We start from the raw sequence: 20401 nt of genomic DNA on the forward strand, positions 1-20401 counted from the left end.
AGCAGGACACACAGCCGATGCCCCGCCAGTAGGGGCACCCGGAGCACCGGGAGCCCCTGGGCGGCTTCGCCGGGGCCGGGGCCTGGGGACGGGGCTTCTGCTTCATCATTTTTTCAAAGGGGCTGTCGGTAAACCTCATTTGTCCGCCTCCTCTCCGTCATCATCCTCCTCGTCCCAGGGCGGGCCGTCCTCGTCCCCGTAGCCGTCCGGCCCGTCATAGTCCGGGAGCTCGTCGCCATAGTCCTCCTGGGGCTCGGCGGCTTTCTGCTGTTTGGGGCGCAGTACCTTGAAATAGAACGCCGCGCCGCCGCCCACTAAGGCCACGGCCAGCACCGCCAGGAGCATCCCCGTATTGCCGCCCGTTTCCGGCTCGGCCTCCTCCGGGGCAGGTTCCTCGGTTTCCACGGGCTCCGGCTCCACGCCCACGCATTTTTCCATATTGACTGAGCAGACCGCGCACTCCGTATTCACGGCACCCGCCGCGCATTTTTCAGAGCAGGAGCAGACCGCCTGCTCCACCCCGGCGGCCTCGGCTGCGGCCAGCAGATCGGCCTCGTCTACCACGCTGAAGAAGTAGGTTTCATACTGCTCGCCCTCCTCGTCCACGGGCTTGTCGTAGTCAATGACGATGTAAAAGGTGTTCCCGCCCGCCGTCTGCACCGTAATAAACTGCTTGTTGGTGTGCTCGTCATAGAGCAGATCGCGGGTTACAAGGTTGCCCTCCTCCGAAAAGCCCTCACCCGGTTCGATGGTGGGCTCCGGCTCCGGGGCCTGGGTTTCCTCGGTCATGGTGGGATCGCCATAGTCCGCGCCCTCGCCGCCGTCCGCATAGGCATACGCCGGGACGCTAAATCCGCATAAAAGAACGGCGGCACACAGCGCCGCCGCCATCACCCGAAAGCGTTTCATCTTCAATTTTCCTCCTTTCCGCCGTCCTCGGACTTCTGGACACTTTGTCCAGAAGTGCCGTCCCGGAGCCGCTGGAGCACCAGGGGGAGCTCCTCCAGGGAAATACTCATGCCCCGCACGATGTCTACAATCTCGCTGTTTTCGGCCTCTTGCTTGTTCTTTTCCAGCTCCTTGAGCCGGGCCTGCTGTTCGCTGATTTTGGCCTTGACCTTATCAATCTCGGCCTGGATTTTCTGGCTTTTGCTTACCGCCATAGATACCTCCTTGTCAGGGTAAACGCCCGTAGGCGTAGAAATGGGATTGCCAGTAGCTTGTATTCAGATTTGCATATTGGATGGGATCGCCACAGTGGATCATCATCCCGTCCCCTACATAGATGCCACAGTGGGATACGCCCGCCGTGTCATAGGTGCCGACAAAGAACACCAGATCGCCGGGCTTTGGATTGCTGGTAGGGGTGCAGATGTTATAGAGCCCCTTGGCCCCCAGGCGGCCCACATTCCAGCCGGAGTGATTGATGACCCAGGACACGAAGCCGGAGCAGTCAAAGGATGTGGCCGGACTGGAACCTCCCCACACATAGGGATAGCCCAGGTATTTCTCTGCCTCGGTGAGCATGGCCGCAAAGGTTTCATCGTCCAGATATTCCCCCGGCACGTCATATCCGGCGGGCGGGTTGGTAACGTATTTCCCCACATAGGCCGACTCCGGGAACAGGTCAGGCCGGTTTCCCAGGGTAGACATATAGAGGGAATACCGGGACATCTGCTCCTCGTTCATCATTTCCAGGGGCAGATGGGACAGGTTGCGGTTTTCCAGCGTCACATAGCAGATGTAGTAATTGTAGGGGACTTCCACATCGTAGGAGTTGCCCTCACTGTCCGTCCGGCTTTCCGTCCGATAGCGCACCTCAACCACCACATCTTCGGTGAGAATGTACTGGCGGTCAAAGAGGGTTTCCAGCGTTCCCTGCACCTCGTCCACCGTCCATTCCCCCTCATGGAGCACAGACAGAATGGAGATCAGCACATAGGGATCGTGCTCAATGCTGTCCAAGTCGAAGTGGTACTCGTCATAGTCGTGGGTGCTTTCGTAGCTGTCCAGGTAGTCCGCAAGCTCCGCTTCCAGCCCCACATAAGCCGACTCCGCCGCCAGCATTTCCTCGTCCTGGGATGGGTAGGTAGTCGCGCCCACCGCGCCTGCCCCGGCGTTGCCAAGCGTCACCAGGGAGGACGAACAGGACTGCATCATAAAGAGCAGGAGAACGCAGGCCAGGGCCAGCACCACCCCCACGGGATGCCGCTTCACAAAGCCCACCGCCTTTGCCCCGGCCTTTTCCGTGGCGGCGACGGTCTTTTTCGCCGCGCCTGCCGCCCCGGTCTTGACCGCCTCCCGCGCCCGCTTCTGGTACTGCTTTTTCAAGCGGTGCTTGCGCCACATCCGGGAAACCGGGTTGCCGGACATTTCCGGGTGCTCCTGGGCGGCCATGCGGAAGTGATAGTCCGCCGTGGCCTTGACATATTTGGACTCGGCCCGCTGGACGGCCTTTGCCGGGTGTTCCCGGACTTTCCGCTTCACAAACCGGGAGCCATGCCGCAGGGCGGACTCGCCCACCAGCTCAGAGCGGTGAGCCCCCTCGATGCCCACGTTTTCCTGCTCGTTCTCATAAATCTTCCCATGCACAAAACCGTGGGCGGCCCCGCCAGCGGCGCGGCCCACCCGCCGGATGGGGCCTGGCTTTTTCGGGGGCTTCTGTTTTGCCAGCTTGTCTTTGGTCGCCTCCAGCTTTTCCCCGCGCTTTTCCATGCGGAGCTTAGAAGCGGCAGCCTGCTCCTGCTTGCTTTTCTGCCGAAACTTTGACTTGTGGACACTTTGTCCAGAAGTGCCCTCTGTCCCGGCACCGCCTGGGGAGCTGCCCCCAGCGCCCCCGGAAGAAGCGCCGCCGGGATCGGCGGGCTCCTCCCAGGAGCCGGGGCGCTCCCTGGGCTCTTGTTCGGGTTTATTCGGTTTTCGCTTCATTCTTCAAGTCCTCCGGGCGCGTGGTCAGCAGGTTATAGATCTCCCCACGGGGGAACCGATCCACAAAGGGGATGGTCACATCGCCATAGAACAGCAGGCCCTCGCCGGAATTGGAGTGGGTGATGTAGGAGAGCTGATGCTCGGAAATGCCGAGCTGTTTCGCCAAAATCGCCCGGTCACTTTGGGCCTGGGACAGCAGGATCATAAAGTCGGTGTTGTCCAGAATGGCCTCGATCTCCCGGCTGGCCAAAAGGTCTTTGACATTCTGCGTTAAAGCTGAGGGCACACAGCCCTTTTTGCGGAGCATCTTCCACACCGCCACAAAGTAGCTGGCGGTCAGCGCGTCCCGGAGCAGGATGTGGAACTCGTCAAAGTAGCACCAGGTAGAAACGCCGCTGTGGAAATTCACATTGACTGCCGAAGTTACAAAGTCGTTGGTAACGTGCATGGCGATCTTGCGGAGGTTTTCTCCCAGCCCTTTGAGGACGATGCAGACAATATGCGCCGTCAGTTTTACGTTGGTCTGGTGATTAAACAGGTTAAGGGAGCCCGTACAGTAGAGCTCCAGGGCGGTTGCCACCCGGCGGGCCTCCGGCTCCGGCTGTTTGAGAAGCTCCTCGTACAAGTCCTGGAGCAAGGGCGGTTTACCGTCCCCCAGGCCCAGGGCCATGTCCCGGTAAATGAGCCGCACACAGCGGTCAATCACCGTCTTTTCGATGGGTTGCAAACCGTCCTTGCCGCCTACCACCAGCTCGCACAGGGACAACAAAAAATCCGCTTTCATGGAAAGCGGGCTTTCGTCATCGTCCAGATCAAGCTGGATGTCCATCGGGTTGATATGGCTGGGGGAGCCGGGAGCAATCTCCACCACCTGGCCGCCCAGCCTGCGCACCAGCGGGGCATATTCCCCCATCGGATCGACAATGATAATGCGGTCTTTGGGGATGGCAAGAAACACGTTGATGATCTCGCGCTTTGCGGCAAATGATTTGCCGGAGCCCGTGGAGCCGAGATAAAGGCCGTTGGCCGATTTCAGCTTTTTGCGGTCAGCCATGATGACGTTGTGGGAAAGGGCGTTCATGCCGTAGTAGAGGGACGGCCCGGCCATCCGCAGCTCCCTGGTCATAAAGGGGATAAAGATCGCCGTGGAGCTGGTAGTCATGCCCCGCTGGATTTCCACCTCGTTATATCCCAGGGCCAGCGAGGACACGAAGCCCTGCTCCTGTTGCCAGTCAAGCCGCTTCAAAGCGCAGTTGTATTTCTGCGCGATACCGCCCACCGTGAACACATCGTTTTCCAGCCTCTGGCGGGTGGGCGCGATATTGATAACCGTAAACGTCAAGAGGAACATCCGCTCGTTGCGGGACTGCAGGTCAGCCAGGAGCTCCGCCGCGTCCTTGCTGAACGTAATCAGGTCAGGGGGCAGGATGTCGGGATCGTACCCGGCCCGCACCGCCTTGCGCTGTTCCTCCACCTTCATTTTGCCGATGTCGGAGAGCTTGCCCTTGATGGTCTTAATGGCCTTGAGCTGATCCACCGTCTGAATATGGAGCGTAACCGTCATTTCCGCATCCAGCTCCAGGATCTCCGCCAGGAGCTTGTCGGAGAGCTCGGACGCCAAAATCTGCAAGTAGGATGCCGCGCCCCAGTATTGGCCGATGCGGAACGTCCGGGACTGCCGGAAGTCGAAGCTGTCCGGCGCGATATAGTCCTTTGTGCCAAGCCCGGTTTTGGGGATGTCCTGCCAGGAGAAGCGGAACTGCTCCCGGTTGCCGGGGTGCATCTGGCCGTGGAGCAGGGCCAGCCGCGCCTGTCCGTCCATCGGGACAGAGGGGACGCCCAGCCGTTTGAGGTTGCCTGTCACATCGGCCTCCACTCGTTCCAGGCGGGGGCGGGCCTCCGCGATCCCCTCGGCGGGCAGGCCGAACGTGATATATTTTGACCGCTCGATGCCGTTGTTGCTTTTGGCAATCTGGCTTTTTAACATCCCCGTGAACTCCGCCCGGATGCTGTCATAGTCATCCTGGGCCGGGGGAATGTTTACCTTGTACTTGCTCCGGGAACGGGAGCGGCGGTTGATAAAGGAGAGCTGGAACGGCAGGGAGCTGTCGAAGTAGTTGAGGAACGAGCTCCACCCGCCAAAAATCGCCGTCTGATCCTCGGTGCTTGCCACGGAATAATTGATGTCCTCATATTCCACCGTCTTTGTGTAGAGCCCGCCGGGGAGCTGGCACACCCCGTCCGGGTGCATCACCAGATAGGGGATCGTCTGCTGGGCGGAGAGCGCCGCTTTCCGTTTAGCGGCCTTTCCGGGGCCGCGCTTTGGGCTTTTTGCGTTCTGCAATCGCATCCTCCTTTCTCACAGCGCCCCGCTGGGTAAACGGGGCATAGATATTTTCCGTCTGGTAGGGCCTCACCCCAGGCCGCAGGAACTTTGCCCGCAGGACGTTCCGCACCACCTTTTCAAAGGGGAGCCCGTCTTTTTCGTACATCGCCAGCAGGAACGCCGGGAGCGCCACCCCCATCATCAGGAACATGGCTCCCGTGTTGCCGATGGCGCTCCGGGCCAGCAGGTAGGACGGGATGCCCACCGCCGCCGCAATCCCGAAGCACACAAGCTGGCGCTTTGTCAGGTTAAAGGCAAGTTTGGTCTTGATTTTGGATAAGTCGTTGGGGACATTTACATAGGGAATTTTTACTCACTCCTTTCCGGCCCGGCCACCTCTGGACACTTTGTCCAGAAGTCCGGGATGGTGCTTTCCACCTCGTTCCCCCACACGTCCCAACCGGGCGGGGACTGTCTGGCGAACAGCTCCACCCTGGGCACGTCGCCCATGAGGGCCACGATCTTATCACGGGCCTCCTCCGGCTTGCGGCTGTGCTCCTGGATGGGGGAAATGATAAACTGGTGGACGTTTGCCGCCTGCCGCTTTGGGTGTCCTCGCGTTGCCAGCAGGCAGATCTCCGCGTTGCCCCGCGTCCAGAAGCCCAGGCCGTAGAACCAGCCCTCGGACTTGCGGTTTTTCTTCAGCCAGACGAAAGCAACGCTCTTGTAAGTGAAGCCCCACACCTTGATCAGCCGTAGGGCCTCCGCAAGCTGCGGGAACGTAGCCCACAAAAAAAGCACGCTGTCCGGGGCCGCCAGATCCGCCACCGGGAGCGTGCATAACTCGTCAATCCCCATTGTGGGGTAGTGTTTTTCCGCCGCCCCCTGCAAGCCCTTTTGAGCATACCGCCAGGGGGGATCGGCGTAGATCACAGAATATTTCCCGATAATTACACTCCTTTCTCCCCGGCCTCCACCGCCGCGCCCGCCACGCGGATGCGCTCACTGGCGGCGGCATAGTAGGCCGGGACGGTTTCAAAACAGATGAAGCGGCGGCCCGTATTGAGAGCGGCCACCGCCGTTGTGCCGGAGCCCGTGCAGACGTCCGCCACCAGCTCGCCGGGCCGCGTATAGGTCTTGATGAAATACTCGCACAGGGCCACCGGCTTCTGCGTGGGGTGGACGGTACGCTGGACGGTGGGGAACGTGAGCACATTCCCCGGAAAGCGCAGGCCGTCCTCCGAGCCGCCCGTGGTACGGACGAATTTTCCATAGTTCGGGCTGTCCCCGTTGTTGGTCAGACTCCGCTTGTAGGGCTTGCCCTGTTCAAACTGCGGGTTGTAAAGAGGGAGCTTCTGGTAGAATACCAGGATGTTCTCCGTCTTTTTCAGCGGGGCGCGGCGGGCATTGAGAAAGCCCGTAGAGCGGCTTTTGTACCACACCCACTCATAGCGGAGCATGGACAGGTTGGATGCCCCCAGCACCTTGTCATAGGGGCACTGCGCGAAAAACAGGATCGCGCCGTCCGGCTTGACCGCCCATTTCACCGCCTCCCACAGCTCCGGGAGCGGCAGGGGCACATCCCAAAAGTTCCGGGTTGTGCCGTAGGGCGGATCGGTCAAGAGCATATCCACAGAATGGCGGGGCAGGGAGCGCAGGCCCTCGATGCCATCCATGAGGAACAGCCCCTCCGGGGGTTCCGGGGACTTCTGGACACTTTGTCCAGAGGTGCCCTTATCGGTCATTCCTGGCCTCCTTGCCCTTTGCCGGGGCGGGCCGGGCGGCGTTCTCACGGGCGGCCTGCGCCCGCCCCTCGGCTAACTGCTGGGCAATCGTCTTTGCGTCATCCCTGCCGCCCAGCAATTCCCGCTTTTGTAAAACGGCCTCCGTTTCCGCCATGAAGCGGGCAACATCGGCCTTGTTAAAGTCCTCCGGCGCTTTCCCATACCACAGGCGCGTCCCGTCGGGCCCATATCTTCTCGGCATATAACACCCCTTTCTTTAGTGCGCGCTAAAGATGCTGCGCGCTATTGTCCCGGTTTTGAACAGCATGAAGCAGAGCAAAACCGTATAGCCCACGGTGCCCCAGATCGCCCCGATGGGATCTCCGCCCGTGGCAATTCCCTGGATCAGCACCGCATAGATTGCAACGCACACCAGAATGAGCATCCCCTGGAAGCCAACGGCAAACAGGGAGCGCAGATAGTTCTGCCCCATCTGGCCCACCTCCCGGTGGGAGATGGTTGCCATAGGGATCGGGGCCAAACTGGTGAGCAAATATATTTCCAGCATTCTCCCATAGACCAGAACGAAAATGACGATGCCCAGCGCCCACATGGTAACGCCGATGATCGAGGACTGGAGCCACAGGCCGAGAAGCGGCCCTAAGTCCATCCCCTCCAGGGTGGTTTGAAGCTCTGTCATCATATCCGGCGTGATGTCCGTGGAGCCCTGTATCAGGCCGCCCGCCTGGGCAATCACTGTCTGCGACACGTCAAAGACGGCCATCACAATGTCAAAAGTATTTGAGAGAATGAAGATAGCACAAGCCGTTTTGAACATCCATTTGTAGATATTCGCCACGTCAAACTCGTGCATATTGTTCTTTTCCAAAAGCATCTGAATGAGCTCATAGGTGGCAACAAAGGTCAGTACCAGCCCAGCAATCGGTAAAATCACCGTTTCGGAAAGCTGGCGGATGAGGGAAAATACCTCGGCGTTCCACGCCGCCGGGGTAGTCCCCACCTGTACCGCGATCTCTCCGACTTGGGTATTGACGTAATCAAAGAGCCCCTCCAGGTTCCCCATGATCCCGCCAATCAACAGCTCTTTGAGCCAGTCCGTGAGCCAGTCGGTGAGAAAATCCATAGGCCGTTACCTTAGAACAAGCCGCTCAGCAGAGGGATCAGGGTGGTGCCCAGCAGGATGATGCCGCCGCCCGCCATGAGCTGCTTCATACCCTGGCTTTTGGAGCCAGGGTTGTCCGATCCGTAGCCCTCCAGCAGGTTGACAACGCCCCACACGCCCAGGCCAGCGCCCAGCGCAACAACGAGAGTCTGCAAAGTCGTGATAGCAGAAGCAAAAAATTCCATATATCCTCCATTTCTCCGGGATTGTCCCGGCCATGAAAAAAGCCGCCCGTTTGGGCGGCAGGTTGCGACCTCTGGACACTTTGTCCAGAAGTGATTTATACATAGGCATCCGGATCGTCCACGTCGTCGTAGTTGAGGATGTCCTCGTCCTCGCTTACGGGCCCCGCTTCGGATACGTCTACCTCGTACACCTCACAAGCCTCGTTAAGCCCAGGCCTCCTGCGGCGGTTGATGAGCTTATCCAGGTCAAAGGCGTTTTTCTTTTTATCGGCCTCAGCCGTGTACTTGTAGTTCGGGTGCTGTTTCAAATCATATTTGGACGAAAAGAACGGGGGCAGACCCCGCAACTGCAAAATGCACTTGTCGCCCGGCATGGTAGCCAGCTCGCTGGGGGTCATCAGCTCCCGGCCCAGCCGCTGGGTGTTCTGGTTGTAGCTTTCCGACTGCCCACGGGAGCGGCCCTCGGTCTGCATGGAAATTGTGGCCTTTCCCAGCCAGTTCTCGGATATTTCCTTGATAGTGGAGCTTTCCCGCCCGCCCAGGAAGATCACGCTGTCCATGTTGCCTAAGATCGTTTCCGCGTTGTCTTTGTAAATGGCCTTGCACTGCGCGTACTGCTGATAGAACAGGCACAGACTTACCTCGCGGGAACGGATCACGGCCACCAGCTTCTCCAGGGAGGGCACCTGCCCCGTGTTGGCCGCCTCGTCCCACAGCACCCGCACATGATGGGGCAGGCGGCCCCCGTGAACATTGTCCGCCCGTTCACACAGAAGATTGAACATCTGCGAAAAGGCCAGGGCAACAATGAAGTTATAAGTCGGGGTGGTGTCTGAAATGGTGAAGAAAACCGCCGTTTTCCGATCCCCGATGCGGTCAAGCTCCAGCTCGTCATAGCTCATGATCTCCCGGAGCTGGGGGATGTCAAAGGGGGCCAGCCGGGAGCCGCAGGAAATCAAAATGCTTTTCGCAGTCTTGCCGCTGGCCAGCTTATATTTTTTGTACTGCTTCACGGCAAAGCAATCCGGCTTGCGCTTTTCCAGGCCCTTGAACATATAGTCCACCGCGTTCATATAGGACTCGTCATCCTCTTTCACGTCCATGCCGGAAATCATGTCCACCAGGGTATTGATGTTCCGATCCTCGGCAGGAGCTTCAAAGATGATATAGGCAATCAACGCACAATAAAGGAGCGTTTCTGCCTTTGTCCAGAACGGATCGCCCTCCTTGCCCTCGCCTTTGGTGTTCGCTATGAGGGTATCGACAAACTTTAGGATGTCGGCCTCATTGTGGATGTAGGACAGCGGATTGTAGTGCATGGATTTTGAAAAGTCGATGCTGTTGAACACTTTGACCTGATAGCCCCGGCGTTGCAGGAAAGCCCCCACCTGGGAGAGCACCCCGCCTTTTGGATCGACGCACACATAGGAGCTGTGCGCCTGGAGTAACTGGGGCGTGAGCCAGAAGCGGGTTTTGCCTGACCCGGACGAGCCGATGATACAAGAGTTGAGGTTGCGGGCGTTGGCCGGGTTTTTAGGCCGGGTGTTCATGGTGAGAAACTCCGTCTTTGTCAAAATGACGTTGCTCTCAAACTTCGGATCGACAAAGGGCTTGATGTCTTTTTCGGTGCCCCAGCGGGCCGACCCGTATTCTTCATCCCGCCTAAATTTCTTTGCGTTCTTGCTTTTCATATAGATCAGCAGGCGGAAGCCCACCGCGCCCACAATGCCGATGAGCCAGTCAAGGGGGTGGAGCCCCGGCGCAAAGTCGGCAAAGGCCGGGCCGATGCTCTGGCCCAGGCCCATCAGCTTGTGAGCAAAGTCCGCTCCGGGAGCCAGGCGGTAGGCCGTCCCCAGCTTTAGGCAGGCCCACAGAATAAACAGGTACGGGATGTTGGGTATCACATATTTCTTAATACTATCTGTCCTCATGCACCGCCTCCCTTGCACGTTCTTTCTTGTAGGACGGCTGGCGGGCCAGTTCAGCGGCGGCCCGTTTGAGCTGTTCCCGGATCGGGACGCGCCGGGACTTGGAACGCTTCATCACGCGCCGGGAATATTCCGAAAAACAGGCGGTGATGGCGTCGGCCTGCCCGCTTTTGAAAAACAGCAGGTACTTGTCCGGCCCGGTCTTATAAAAAGCATAGTCCACATTCCATTTCCGGGCTACCCGGTCAAAGTCCTTTGGGGACTCCACCTCGATGCTGTTCGTGGCGGCCCCGTGGCCCATGAGCTGGCGCACCGTCTGTTTGCCGTGGGGTGTCTGGCGGGCCCGGTGCGCTTTCTTGATCTTCCGGCCCACCGCCAGACACGCCTGGGCCAGCACCCGGCCCGTGAGTTTCGTCGCCTTGATGGAAACTGCTATGGTACGTCTGGAAACGTCCTCATCAATCAGCCGTATCCCTCCTTTCCGTGAAAAAAGCACCTCTGGACAAACTGTCCAGAAGTGCCGCTATCGCTCCTCATGCTCCTTTTTGGCGATCTTCCGATAGCCCTCCAGGGAGGAGCCGTCAATAATTTCTTTGTAAGCCGCCATCTGTTCCCGCACCGAGAGCTGCGGGAACGCGAAAACCTTGTGCTCGGCGGGAATGTCCTCGATCCCGTGATAAAATTCCTTGAAGTCACCGCTGGTTTGGACGATATAGCCGCCAGGAGCCAAATGGCCGCCCTCATTGATTAGAAAATCCCGTCCGTAAGCCTCATAATCAAAGTAATCTTTGAGCTCCTCCGGGATCGGCAAGTCCTGCGTAAAATAGCGGCCTAAATCCTCCTCATTTTCAATATCGGGATAAAATTCAAAGCAATCCAGATTTTGTGTGAGGTTGATGAGATCGGCCACGCTGGAAGTATGCCCGCCGCTGTCAATGACCGCCTCAAACTTTTCCAAGTCGCCTTGATCCAGCTCGGAGAGCAGGCAGGCCAGATGGTTGAGCTCGTCCAGGTTTTCATATTCGCCTAAGTAGTCGTAGAGCCCCAGCACATCACCGTCAAAGCTGGTAATAAAAAATTCCTCGTACCGCACCCCGTCCACGCCGATGCGCTTCAGAAGTCCTTGCACCTCCTCCGTGGTAGTGGGAAATTTCAAGGTTTCACCGACCAGCTCGCCCTCGTTGTATTTTCCCAGGTTGGTGATGTAGGCTTCAAACAGGGACGCCATATCAGCGGCGGCCTTGTCCCTTGACGGTCAGGATGCCCTCAAGGGTGGTAGCGGTGATCCCCAGCCGCTGGGCCACGGCAATATCATTTTTCATGGACTCGGTGATCGTATGGCCGCACACCACCAGCACACGGGAACGCCGGAGCAGGTCACGGCCCATGTCGATGCCGTTCTTGTGCTCCTCCGGCACCGCGTCATTGAGGAACAGCGGCAGATAGAGCATGGGGCAGATGGGGGAATAGCCCGCATCGTAGACCACGCGGCAGTAATGCGCCGCCTGCTCCATGTCCACCGCAGGATCGCCGCGCCATGCGGCGGTAATATAAGCAAGGGATCGTTTCATCATCAACACCTCCGATATTATAATAGGTAGTTCGACCCTATCCCCCCGCCCTTTCCCTATCCCAGGGAAAGGGGGCGGCTCTGGAGGATATATACCCCCGCCGCGCCGCTGGAGGTAGCACAGCCGGGGCAGACCGTCAAGGGCAAGCCGCCGCGAGCGGCGGTGCGTTGCACCCTTGACGGCCCACTCCCGGCTGTGCAGGAATAGAGGCGGCGACGGGGGATATATCACCACAGAGCCCATCCCAAGCGCGGGGCGCTTACCTCTGGACAAAGTGTCCAGAAGCGGGGCCCGGTTACTTCTCCAAGTCCTTTTTCTTGTCCGGCTTCGCCAGTTCGGGCGGCTGTTTCTCTTTCCACTCGTCCAGCAGGGCCATGATCTGCTCCTTCATTTTGGCAGGAGTGACCTCCTTGCCGAAATACTTAGACAGTTCAGCAGTCGAAATAATCACACCGCGATCCTCCTTTTTTTCTTCACTCAAAATACCGTCAATCACATCGCCGTTGAGCTTGCCCTCCTTGTCCAGCTCGTGGAGCCGCTTCGCCTGGGCCACCGAGGGGGAGGACTGCTCCCCGTCAATGGAAACGGCAATCAGCCGCTGGTTTTCCGGCCTGATATACGAGATCTCCACCGCAGGCATAAAGCCCATCTGCTTTGTGTCCACCTTGTCCAGAAGCTCCGGCACCAGGGAATTAAGGCGGATATACCGCATGACCTTTTTATAGTTCATGTCGTGATCCTTACCCACGATCTCCACGGAGAGCTTACCCAGGGCCTCAGCCTCTTTCTCCGTTTTCGGGCGGGCCCCCTGGCGCTTGATGGCCTCCACCTCCAAATCCAGGAGCTTTGCCAGTTCGCTGGGGAGCGGATCGCCGCGCTGTTTATTGCTGTTCCGCATTTCCCGGACAGCTTCAAGATCGGTCATTTCCCGGACGATACAGGGCATTTCCTCCAGCCCGGCCCGCGCACCACCATGATGGCGGCGGTGGCCCGCGATAATCTCATAGCCCTTGCCGTCCTTTTCCGGGCGGACAGTGGCGGGTGTCATAATGCCGTGTTCCTTGATCGTCCCCACCAGATCGTCCATCGCCTTATCGTCCTGCACCTTGTAGGGGTGTTCCCGGAACGTATGGAACGGATGGAGCTCCGACATCTTCAAATAGACGATTTTTCCCTCTTCCACCGGGCGGGGCGGCACCTCCGGCGTGGGCGGCAGCTTGATCTCCGGCGGCGGGACTGCCGCCTCCTTGACGGGAGCGGTCTTGCCCGGCTTTACCGTCTTAGCGGATTTAGACGCAGGCGCACCGCCGGAACCCGTTTCCTTGCCCTTGTCGGCTTTCTTACCTCTGGACACTTTGTCCCGAACAGAGGGCGGAGCCTCCTCACGGGCCGCCTTGTCAACCTTAGACGGGCGGCCTGTGCGGGGCTCCGCCGCTTTCGACTTTTTCTCCACAGTCGGCCCGGTCTGCTCTTTCGGCGGGCGGCCCCGGCGCTTCGGCGGCTTATCCGCCTCCGGCGCTTTCTTTTCCGGGGTGGGAGCAGAAGCCTCCTTACCGCCCTTATCAGCGGCCTGGATGTCCGAGAGGTTGATCACCTTGCCGGACGGCGCGGGAGTGTCCTCACCCATACCAGGGATAACAGACTGCTCTGGCTTGATGGGCCCCTCCGTTTTTTCCGGCATGGCGGGCTCCACATGAGCGGGGGCCGTCTGATCTCCACCAGGGACAGCGGGCCCCTCGGTGTGCTTCGGCGCAGGCGGATCGCCCGGCCCGGACGGGGCCGGAGCTTCCGGGGCTTTCTTTTCCTCCGGGCTCACGTTTACTTTTTCATCTGCCATTGGCTAACCTCCTTTTTCGTGAGATGAAAAAAGGCCAGACCTCCCGGCCCGGCCAGCTAAAAAAATTCCCCCTTTCGTTTTAGTATAAAGTCAGCACCACTCCTTTCCAAAACCGGGCCATGAAAAAACGCCGCCTTTTCCTTGAAAAAAGCGACGTTTTAATGTAGGTTGGCTCGGTTTTTGTTGTGATTTATGATTATGCCTTTGTAAAGAAACCTAATGTGTAGTGAAAATAATTTGAGCGCTTTTTCTATCGGCTACATCAATTAAATAATCAACCAACCGAGCTGTTGCCAACGGATGCAGTCCGTTTTCAATTTCTTCTATCAAAATGAGTCCCTGATCTACAATACGCTCAATCCCTAATACCATTTTAATTACGCTGGACTCTCCTGCTCCAAAATGGAACTCTGAATAGGATGCATCTTTTTCTGTTTGCCCTGATAGGAGAGCAATATTGCCGTATTTATCTGTTTTTATAATAGAATACTTGCTAACATCTTTACCTAATATCTTGGTAATATGTGTAGCAGCCTCTGTGCCTAATGTTTGGATTTCTTCTTTCTTAAAAATCACATTTCTATTTGTAAACTTAGACAAATCTTTTCGTTCAACAGCGGGTAGAGTGCGCGAAACACCAAAAAATAGAACTGGTCTACTCACCGCATCTCTATACCACTTTTCTTTAGAAAAAGAAGCTGTACGTTTAACTATATCTATTTTGCTTTTTTCCCGGTCAATCATATCATATTGAATAGACCAGTTTTTCATTTCCTCATCCAATTGACGACTTCTGGTGAAAAATTGGCGGGGACTTATGGATTTATAAATCAAAGCGCAGGCACCTAAAATAGTTGTTTTTCCACCACCATTTGGGCCAATTAGTGCAGTTACAGGAAAGTCAAATGTGATTTGTTGGTTGACGAATGCTCTGCACTTCACTAAGCCGACTTTACTCAAATATTTTTGATAATTAAGCTTTCGACATTTATCAAACAATTTTTTGATTTGAGATGGTCTGATTTCACTTCTATACACAAATTTTATCCTCCACCTTACAAAATACAAGTATATTATACATTATTCACCACAAAAGGCAATCAGATTCCACAAGATTATGTCATTCAACGGACTACGGATGACATCTCTATACCTATACCATTAGAAAAAGGGGTCTCTCCCCAAAAGGCCAGCCATTGTGTTGGTCTTTTTGTGCCACGAAAAGGAGGTTAGCGAATGACAGACGAGAAAAATAACACGGGCCTGGGGAAACCCAACGTTCCCGAGGCCCCCTCGTCGGATATTCCCAACGCTCCCCTGCCCTCTCTGTAATGGATCAGGAGGTGGAACAGGGCACGATCCTGGCATGGAGGAAGTCCCCAATCCCTCCACAGCAGCAATTAACCTTGCGGCGGCGCGGGAAGCCACAAAACAGGCTGAACAGCCCGCGCCCGGATAACCGGGTGCCGTAGAAGAAAACTTCCGACGAGCTTAAGGCGGAGCAGAAAAAGCCGCGTTGGGGTCTACCGGAAATGGATTCCCTTGCTTTTCCAGGATACAAAAGGCTTCTGGAGTAGCTGATCTCCCGTATTTTCATCGACTGCGGCGGCGTCTGGCGCGCCGAATGGAGCGAGGAGGATATAGCGGATATAAGCGCAGGCGGCTGGATTGCATACAGAAAATAAGACAGAGAACAGCAGACTGCACAAAAATTAATTATATAAATTGGACAATACTCCAAAACATGAGAGTATGTCTGCGTTGGGTGCAACGTTTGTACACCAAAGCCCGGACGGCACACAAAAAAAGGAAGTCTTGAAAACACAGTGTTTTCGAGGACTTCCTTTGGCGGAGAGAAGCGGGGTCGGCTTGCTGATCTCCTAGATGCCATTCAGGCACTTTCTCGGCTGAGCTATACTCTCCAATCGTTTGAGAGTGCATATTCGATTTTGGGTTTTGAAATGCGGAGGTACGCAACCGCTTCAACTGTGCTACCGGGAAAAGGGCCCCCCCGCCTGCCGCACCCGCACCCGTTCCAGCAGCCGCAACATCCCGTAGAGCAGGGCAGTGTCCACCGGGAACATCACCAGCTGTTTGGTCAGCCGCACGGTGGAGATGAGGACAAAGGCCTTGCCGTAGAGGATGGAGAGAAACAGGGGGTTGAGCACCAGGTTGATGACCAGGGAGACGGTGAGTTTGGCGCAGACCGCCCGCCAGAGCTTCACCGGCTTTTTGTAGAGGTAGAGGCCGTAGAGAAAGCCGGAGAGGCAGGCGTTGAAGGTGAAGCCGATGAAGTAGGGCCCGTCGGGGTGGATGAGGTATTTGATGATGTCGCCAACTCCCCCGGCGGCCGCCCCCAGCAGCGGGCCGTAGAGGAAGCCGGTGGCCGCCACCGCCAGAAAGCTAAAGCCCACCTTGAGCAGCTCGGAGAGGCGAAGGGTGAAAAAGCTGAGCACCACGTTGAGGGCGGTCATCATCGACGCCCCCGCCAGGCTGGACAGGGTCCGAAACTCCCTCGCTGCCAGCCGAAATCGATTTTTGGTCTTGGTTGTCTCCTGCATGGGACACACACTCCTTTCTTGACAGCAGAAAGGGGCGGTGCGCCAAAGCGCGCCGCCCCGTACAAGCCGGTATTGCCACATCGCGTAAAGGAGTGCCCCCAGCCCAGCCCCCCCAACGAGTGGGGAGAGCGGCCAAGGCCGGGAAACGTATTGCGGGGGCGGGACGGACCCGTCCCCCCTTCACCGTGCAGCAGCGGGATGCGGGGACCGCACCGCAAGTCGCCTTTTCGTCCGCCCGACAACTCCCCGTTCGAGCGGCACTTAACGCGCGGTCCCCTACTCTGCTTAGCAAGGCCAGTATAGCAGCTTTTGCCCCCGTTCACAAGAGAAACTTGGCGGGACAGGGCGGCCCTTACCCCCGCCGCAAAAAGGCGGGCAGGCCGCTGCCGTCAAAGGGGGGGATGAAGCTCTCCTCCGCCGTGTCCCCCTCCTGCACAAAGCCCTTTTCCACCCCGCAGTCCACCGCATAGTCCACCCACTGGTCGTACTCGTCGGGGGTGACGGTGCGGCAGAGTTCCGGCCAGGGGGCCACCTGGGGGAGGATGGGGGTGTACTGGTTCATCAAACTCAGGTAGACCCGGTCGCCGTAGCGCGCGTGCAGGGTTGCCGTCAGCCGCTGGGCCTCCCCCACCCGGCCGGGCAGCAGCAGCTGGCGGACGATCACCCCGCCGGTCATCACCCCCCGCTCGTCCAGCTGGGGCGGGCCGGTCTGCTCCACCATCTCGTCCAGGGCGGCCACGGCCACCCCAAAATAGTCCTCCACCCCCGAATAAAGGCGGGCCGTCTCGGCCGAGAGGTACTTGCAGTCGGGCAGGTAGACCTGCACCTTCCCCCGCAGCAGGCGCAGGCACTCCACCCGCTCGTACCCGCTGGTGTTGTAGACCACCGGCAGGCAGAGCCCCTGCGCCCGGGCCAGTTCCAGCGCCCAGAGGATGGAGGGCAGGTAGTGCCCCGGGGTGACCAGGTTGATGTTGAGGGCCCCCTGCTCTTGCAGGTGGAGAAAGACCCGGGCCAGCTCCTCCTCGCTGACCTCCTGCCCCTGCTGGCGGGCGCTGATGTCGGCGTTTTGGCAGTAGACGCACCGCAGGGTGCAGTGGGAGAAAAAGACCGCCCCGCTCCCCGCCTGGCCCGAGAGGCAGGGCTCCTCCCAGTAGTGGAGGGCGGCCCGGGCGATCTTGGGGGTGGCCCCTGCGCCGCAAAAGCCGGTCTCCCCCGCCAGCCGGTCGACCCCGCAGCGCCGGGGGCAGAGCTGGCAGCGCTCGTAAAGGTGCAGATAGGGGTTTGTCCGCTCCATCTCGCTCTCTCCTCTCCCTCGTCAAACTTCCCCTGCGGCTGTGGGGGATGCCCTTTTGCGGTACCGCAAGGGCAAAGCAGCATCGCCCGCGCAGTGGGGCAAAAGCGCCACCAGCGCCCATCCGCCCTGCGCACCGGCCGCATCATCGCCGCTTTATGGGCTGTTGTGCCACCAGCACCGCGCGCAGTGGGGATTTGGCCACAGGGCGGGGAGCAAACGGCGTTTGCGCACCTGCGCCCAGCCATCCCCGGTATAGCAGCTGTTCTGTGACCAGTATACCACATCCCCTCCCCCCTGCAAAAGGGGGGCTTTCCCCCGCCCGGGCAGAGGCGGTTTCGCCCGGCGACCGCCGGGCGAGAAAGAGGCGCTCCTCCCCCCTCGATTTGCCCAGAAAGGGGATTGACAAACAAATCACAGTTATGTATCATTGTATTATTCCAGTAATACAATAACCAAATCACACCCGTGTTTCCCCCGTTGGGGGAGGAGGAGACCAGATGACACAGCTGACACTGCAGGGAATCACCAAGTCCTTTGGGGAGAAGCAGGTCCTCAAGGGGGCCGACTTCGCCTTTGAAAAGGGGAAGATCTACGGCCTGCTGGGCCGAAACGGGGCGGGCAAGACCACCCTCTTCAACTGCCTGTCGGGGGAGACCCCGCCGGACGGCGGCCAGGCACTGCTGGTGGACGAGGCGGGGGCCCGCCCCCTGCAGGAAGGGGACGTGGGCTACGTCTTCTCCACCCCCATCCTGCCCGAATTTCTCACCGGGTACGAGTTTGTCAAGTTCTTCATGGACATCAACCGGGAGAAGATCCACTCCTCCATGGGGATCGACGACTACTTCGACCTGATCCGCTTTGCCCCGGAGGACCGGCACCGCCTCATCAAAAACTATTCCCACGGGATGAAGAACAAGGTGCAGATGCTCTGCTTCATCATCGCCAAGCCGCCGGTGATCTTGCTGGACGAGCCCCTCACCTCCTTCGACGTGGTGGTGGCGCTGGAGATGAAAAACCTGCTGCGGGAGATGAAGGACGAGCACATCATCGTCTTCTCCACCCACATCCTGCAGCTGGCCACCGACCTCTGCGACGAGATCGTCCTCCTCACCGGGGGCGAGTTGGAGCCGGTGGACGCCTCCATCATCCACAGCCGCGAGTTTGAGGACCGGGTGGTCGAGCTCTTGAAGGAGGAAGGCCATGATTAACACCCTTCGCCAGAGCTTTCAAATCGGGGCGGCGGTGACCGGCAACACCCTCATCTACTGGTGCCAGCGCCTGCCCCTGGTGGGAAAGCTCTTCAAAGACCGGCTCTACGCCGAGGGCTCGCTCAAAGACGGGGTCTGCGCCGTGGCCTTTTTGCTCAAGGCCTGCACCCAAGTGCTCTACAAGGCCCTCTACGTCTGCCTGGCCATCTGGCTGCCGGCGGCGGTGGTGATGGAGACCCTCACCCCCCAGCAGCGGGTGGACGCCTTTCTCTGGTTTCTGCTGATGATGAGTTTTGTGGGGGGCGCCCTCATCAAGACCGCCATCGGGGACACCAGCGCCGTCAAGTACACCTGCGTCAAGTTGATGGGGATGCCCGCACAGGAATACCTGCCGGTCAACGGCCTCTTCTCCCACCTGATGGACATTCTCTACCTGCTGCCCGCCACCGCCCTCTTCTCAGCCCTCATCGGCTTTGGGGTCCTGCGGGGGCTGCTGCTGGCCCCCCTGTGGGTGGCCGCCCACCTGGTGGGGGAGCGGGTGCAGCTCTGGCTGTTTGACCGCTTCGGCCTGCTGACCCAAAAGAAGATGGCCTACCAGTGGGTGCTGGTGATCCTCATCCCCCTGGCGGCCTACCTGCCGCCCTTCTTGCAGGCCATTCCCCCGGTGGGGCGGGTGGTCGCCTCCCCCCTCTTCTGGGCCGCCCTGCTGGGGCTGGGGGCGCTGGCCGCCCACAGCCTCTTTCGCTACCGCAACTACCCCGCCTTTGCCCGGCAGGCCCTGCCCTTGAGCGAGGTGCAATTGGACGCCAAAAAGGCCTCGAACCAGGCCCAGTTCGCGTCGGTCAAGCTGCGGGACAAGGACTTTGCCGGCGATGCCCTGCAGACCGGCAAGTACGACCGGAAGACGGGCTACGACTACCTCAACGCCATCTTCTTCGACCGGCACAAGCGGCTCTTCTTCCTGCCGGTCTGCCGCCGCCTGGCGGTGGTGGCGGTGGCGGCCGTTCTCTCCTTCGGCTGTCTTCTCTTCTTCCCCGAAATCGCCCGCAACCTGGGGGGATATCTCCCCCAGTCCCTGCCGCTGATGGTCTTTTTGATGTACCTGCTCTCCATTGGCGACCAGGCCTGCCGCGCCATGTTCTACAACTGCGACATCAGCCTGCTGCGTTACGGCTTCTACCGGCAAAAGGAGGTCATCCTCCGCAACTTCCACATCCGGCTGCGGCGGCTCTGCGGCTTCAACCTCATCACCGCCGGGGGCATCTGCCTCTACGTCCTCTCCTTCGGGCTGGCGGCCGGGCTGCACTGGGCCCCGCTGGATATGCTCTCCTACTGCGCCACCGTGCTGATGCTGGCCGTCTTCTTCTCGGTGCACCACCTGTTCCTCTACTACGTGTTCCAGCCCTACACCGCCGAGCTGGACATCAAAAACCCCTTCTACACCCTGCTGAACATGGTGGTCTACATCGCCTGTTTTGTCTGTCTCAAGCTGGATAGCCAGCCCGCCGGCTTTGCCTTTATCGTGCTGGGGGCCACCGTCCTCTACACCGCCGTCGCCCTGGTGCTCATCTACCGCTGGGCGCCCAAGAACTTCCGGGTCAAATAGGCGGCAAAATCGCGAGCGCCGCGCCGCCCCATTTTGGGGATGGCGCGGCG

The 20401-nt window shown here is 58.8% G+C and carries 20 protein-coding genes and 1 riboswitch; of the genes, 2 read left to right on the forward strand and 18 right to left on the reverse strand.

Features of this window, described 5'->3' with window-relative positions:
• Positions 1-135: 135 nt before the first annotated feature.
• The 18 genes from ACTNAU_RS05390 to ACTNAU_RS05475 all read right to left on the reverse strand — a co-directional run bounded on the left by ACTNAU_RS05390 (position 136) and on the right by ACTNAU_RS05475 (position 17537).
• Positions 136-789 (reverse strand): DUF4366 domain-containing protein, encoded by a 654-nt coding sequence (locus ACTNAU_RS05390; RefSeq protein WP_441097797.1) that lies wholly within the window; start codon positions 787-789, stop codon positions 136-138.
• A gap of 122 nt (positions 790-911) precedes the next feature.
• Positions 912-1163, reverse strand: coding sequence for a DUF4315 family protein (locus ACTNAU_RS05395; RefSeq protein ID WP_087232213.1), 252 nt, complete (start codon positions 1161-1163; stop codon positions 912-914).
• Positions 1164-1176: 13 nt separating this feature from the next.
• Entirely contained in the window at positions 1177-2928 is a 1752-nt protein-coding gene (locus ACTNAU_RS05400; RefSeq protein ID WP_441097798.1) for a C40 family peptidase, read from the reverse strand.
• Positions 2909-5194, reverse strand: a complete 2286-nt coding sequence (locus ACTNAU_RS05405) for a VirB4-like conjugal transfer ATPase, CD1110 family (RefSeq protein ID WP_441097844.1) — start codon at positions 5192-5194, stop codon at positions 2909-2911. The genes ACTNAU_RS05400 and ACTNAU_RS05405 overlap by 20 nt, the downstream gene beginning before the upstream one ends.
• A 31-nt stretch (positions 5195-5225) precedes the next feature.
• Positions 5226-5621 (reverse strand): PrgI family protein, encoded by a 396-nt coding sequence (locus ACTNAU_RS05410; RefSeq protein ID WP_082419229.1) that lies wholly within the window; start codon positions 5619-5621, stop codon positions 5226-5228.
• Positions 5622-5623: 2 nt separating this feature from the next.
• Positions 5624-6187, reverse strand: a complete 564-nt coding sequence (locus tag ACTNAU_RS05415; RefSeq protein WP_441097799.1) for an MT-A70 family methyltransferase — start codon at positions 6185-6187, stop codon at positions 5624-5626.
• A gap of 17 nt (positions 6188-6204) precedes the next feature.
• Positions 6205-6999 carry a DNA-methyltransferase gene (locus tag ACTNAU_RS05420; protein ID WP_441097800.1) on the reverse strand — a complete coding sequence of 265 codons (795 nt, stop codon included), beginning with the start codon at positions 6997-6999 and terminating at the stop codon, positions 6205-6207.
• Complete coding sequence (locus ACTNAU_RS05425; protein ID WP_148317328.1) at positions 6989-7240, reverse strand: hypothetical protein; 252 nt, start codon at positions 7238-7240, stop codon at positions 6989-6991. Before ACTNAU_RS05425 ends, ACTNAU_RS05420 begins: the two co-directional genes overlap by 11 nt.
• Before the next feature lie 15 nt (positions 7241-7255).
• Positions 7256-8122 (reverse strand): VirB6/TrbL-like conjugal transfer protein, CD1112 family, encoded by an 867-nt coding sequence (locus ACTNAU_RS05430; protein ID WP_441097801.1) that lies wholly within the window; start codon positions 8120-8122, stop codon positions 7256-7258.
• An 11-nt stretch (positions 8123-8133) separates the two neighbouring features.
• Positions 8134-8346, reverse strand: coding sequence for a Maff2 family mobile element protein (locus ACTNAU_RS05435; protein WP_055152389.1), 213 nt, complete (start codon positions 8344-8346; stop codon positions 8134-8136).
• Positions 8347-8441: 95 nt separating this feature from the next.
• Positions 8442-10277: a VirD4-like conjugal transfer protein, CD1115 family gene (locus ACTNAU_RS05440; RefSeq protein ID WP_441097802.1), complete on the reverse strand. Its 1836-nt coding sequence runs from the start codon at positions 10275-10277 to the stop codon at positions 8442-8444.
• Positions 10264-10770 (reverse strand): PcfB family protein, encoded by a 507-nt coding sequence (locus ACTNAU_RS05445; protein ID WP_441097803.1) that lies wholly within the window; start codon positions 10768-10770, stop codon positions 10264-10266. Before ACTNAU_RS05445 ends, ACTNAU_RS05440 begins: the two co-directional genes overlap by 14 nt.
• 27 nt (positions 10771-10797) lie before the next feature.
• The gene (locus tag ACTNAU_RS05450; RefSeq protein WP_441097804.1) at positions 10798-11502 is read right to left on the reverse strand and encodes an antirestriction protein ArdA; all 705 of its coding nucleotides are present in this window, start codon (positions 11500-11502) and stop codon (positions 10798-10800) included.
• Position 11503: 1 nt separating this feature from the next.
• The gene (locus ACTNAU_RS05455) at positions 11504-11845 is read right to left on the reverse strand and encodes a DUF7768 domain-containing protein (protein WP_007488156.1); all 342 of its coding nucleotides are present in this window, start codon (positions 11843-11845) and stop codon (positions 11504-11506) included.
• Positions 11846-12140: 295 nt separating this feature from the next.
• Complete coding sequence (locus ACTNAU_RS05460) at positions 12141-13526, reverse strand: ParB/RepB/Spo0J family partition protein (RefSeq protein ID WP_441097845.1); 1386 nt, start codon at positions 13524-13526, stop codon at positions 12141-12143.
• Positions 13527-13898: 372 nt separating this feature from the next.
• Positions 13899-14720 carry an AAA family ATPase gene (locus tag ACTNAU_RS05465; protein ID WP_441097805.1) on the reverse strand — a complete coding sequence of 274 codons (822 nt, stop codon included), beginning with the start codon at positions 14718-14720 and terminating at the stop codon, positions 13899-13901.
• A 953-nt stretch (positions 14721-15673) separates the two neighbouring features.
• On the reverse strand, positions 15674-16243 hold the full coding sequence (locus ACTNAU_RS05470; RefSeq protein WP_441097806.1) for a folate family ECF transporter S component: 570 nt from the start codon (positions 16241-16243) through the stop codon (positions 15674-15676).
• A gap of 189 nt (positions 16244-16432) precedes the next feature.
• A riboswitch (THF riboswitch) is annotated at positions 16433-16529 on the reverse strand.
• Between the two features lie 66 nt (positions 16530-16595).
• Entirely contained in the window at positions 16596-17537 is a 942-nt protein-coding gene (locus ACTNAU_RS05475) for a 4Fe-4S cluster-binding domain-containing protein (RefSeq protein ID WP_216402336.1), read from the reverse strand.
• 497 nt (positions 17538-18034) lie between these two features.
• Between ACTNAU_RS05475 and ACTNAU_RS05480 the strand changes: the two genes are divergently transcribed.
• Entirely contained in the window at positions 18035-18745 is a 711-nt protein-coding gene (locus tag ACTNAU_RS05480; protein WP_021658901.1) for an ABC transporter ATP-binding protein, read from the forward strand.
• On the forward strand, positions 18738-20351 hold the full coding sequence (locus tag ACTNAU_RS05485) for a hypothetical protein (RefSeq protein ID WP_441097807.1): 1614 nt from the start codon (positions 18738-18740) through the stop codon (positions 20349-20351). The genes ACTNAU_RS05480 and ACTNAU_RS05485 overlap by 8 nt, the downstream gene beginning before the upstream one ends.
• Positions 20352-20401: the final 50 nt, after the last annotated feature.

It is taken from the genome of Bittarella sp. HCP28S3_D9, assembly GCF_052065655.1.
GTDB classification, from domain to species: domain Bacteria; phylum Bacillota; class Clostridia; order Oscillospirales; family Ruminococcaceae; genus Bittarella; species Bittarella massiliensis.

What these genes read in the sequence shown, in the direction of transcription:
- ACTNAU_RS05390 (WP_441097797.1), bottom strand. Translation starts at nt 789, where the DNA reads ATGACCGAGGAAACCCAGGCCCCGGAGCCGGAGCCCACCATCGAACCG.
- ACTNAU_RS05395 (WP_087232213.1), bottom strand. Translation starts at nt 1,163, where the DNA reads ATGGCGGTAAGCAAAAGCCAGAAAATCCAGGCCGAGATTGATAAGGTC.
- ACTNAU_RS05400 (WP_441097798.1), bottom strand. Translation starts at nt 2,928, where the DNA reads ATGAAGCGAAAACCGAATAAACCCGAACAAGAGCCCAGGGAGCGCCCC.
- ACTNAU_RS05420 (WP_441097800.1), bottom strand. Translation starts at nt 6,999, where the DNA reads ATGACCGATAAGGGCACCTCTGGACAAAGTGTCCAGAAGTCCCCGGAA.
- ACTNAU_RS05425 (WP_148317328.1), bottom strand. Translation starts at nt 7,240, where the DNA reads ATGCCGAGAAGATATGGGCCCGACGGGACGCGCCTGTGGTATGGGAAA.
- ACTNAU_RS05430 (WP_441097801.1), bottom strand. Translation starts at nt 8,122, where the DNA reads ATGGATTTTCTCACCGACTGGCTCACGGACTGGCTCAAAGAGCTGTTG.
- ACTNAU_RS05435 (WP_055152389.1), bottom strand. Translation starts at nt 8,346, where the DNA reads ATGGAATTTTTTGCTTCTGCTATCACGACTTTGCAGACTCTCGTTGTT.
- ACTNAU_RS05440 (WP_441097802.1), bottom strand. Translation starts at nt 10,277, where the DNA reads ATGAGGACAGATAGTATTAAGAAATATGTGATACCCAACATCCCGTAC.
- ACTNAU_RS05450 (WP_441097804.1), bottom strand. Translation starts at nt 11,502, where the DNA reads ATGGCGTCCCTGTTTGAAGCCTACATCACCAACCTGGGAAAATACAAC.
- ACTNAU_RS05455 (WP_007488156.1), bottom strand. Translation starts at nt 11,845, where the DNA reads ATGAAACGATCCCTTGCTTATATTACCGCCGCATGGCGCGGCGATCCT.
- ACTNAU_RS05460 (WP_441097845.1), bottom strand. Translation starts at nt 13,526, where the DNA reads ATGCCGGAAAAAACGGAGGGGCCCATCAAGCCAGAGCAGTCTGTTATC.
- ACTNAU_RS05470 (WP_441097806.1), bottom strand. Translation starts at nt 16,243, where the DNA reads ATGCAGGAGACAACCAAGACCAAAAATCGATTTCGGCTGGCAGCGAGG.
- ACTNAU_RS05475 (WP_216402336.1), bottom strand. Translation starts at nt 17,537, where the DNA reads ATGGAGCGGACAAACCCCTATCTGCACCTTTACGAGCGCTGCCAGCTC.
- ACTNAU_RS05480 (WP_021658901.1), top strand. Translation starts at nt 18,035, where the DNA reads ATGACACAGCTGACACTGCAGGGAATCACCAAGTCCTTTGGGGAGAAG.
- ACTNAU_RS05485 (WP_441097807.1), top strand. Translation starts at nt 18,738, where the DNA reads ATGATTAACACCCTTCGCCAGAGCTTTCAAATCGGGGCGGCGGTGACC.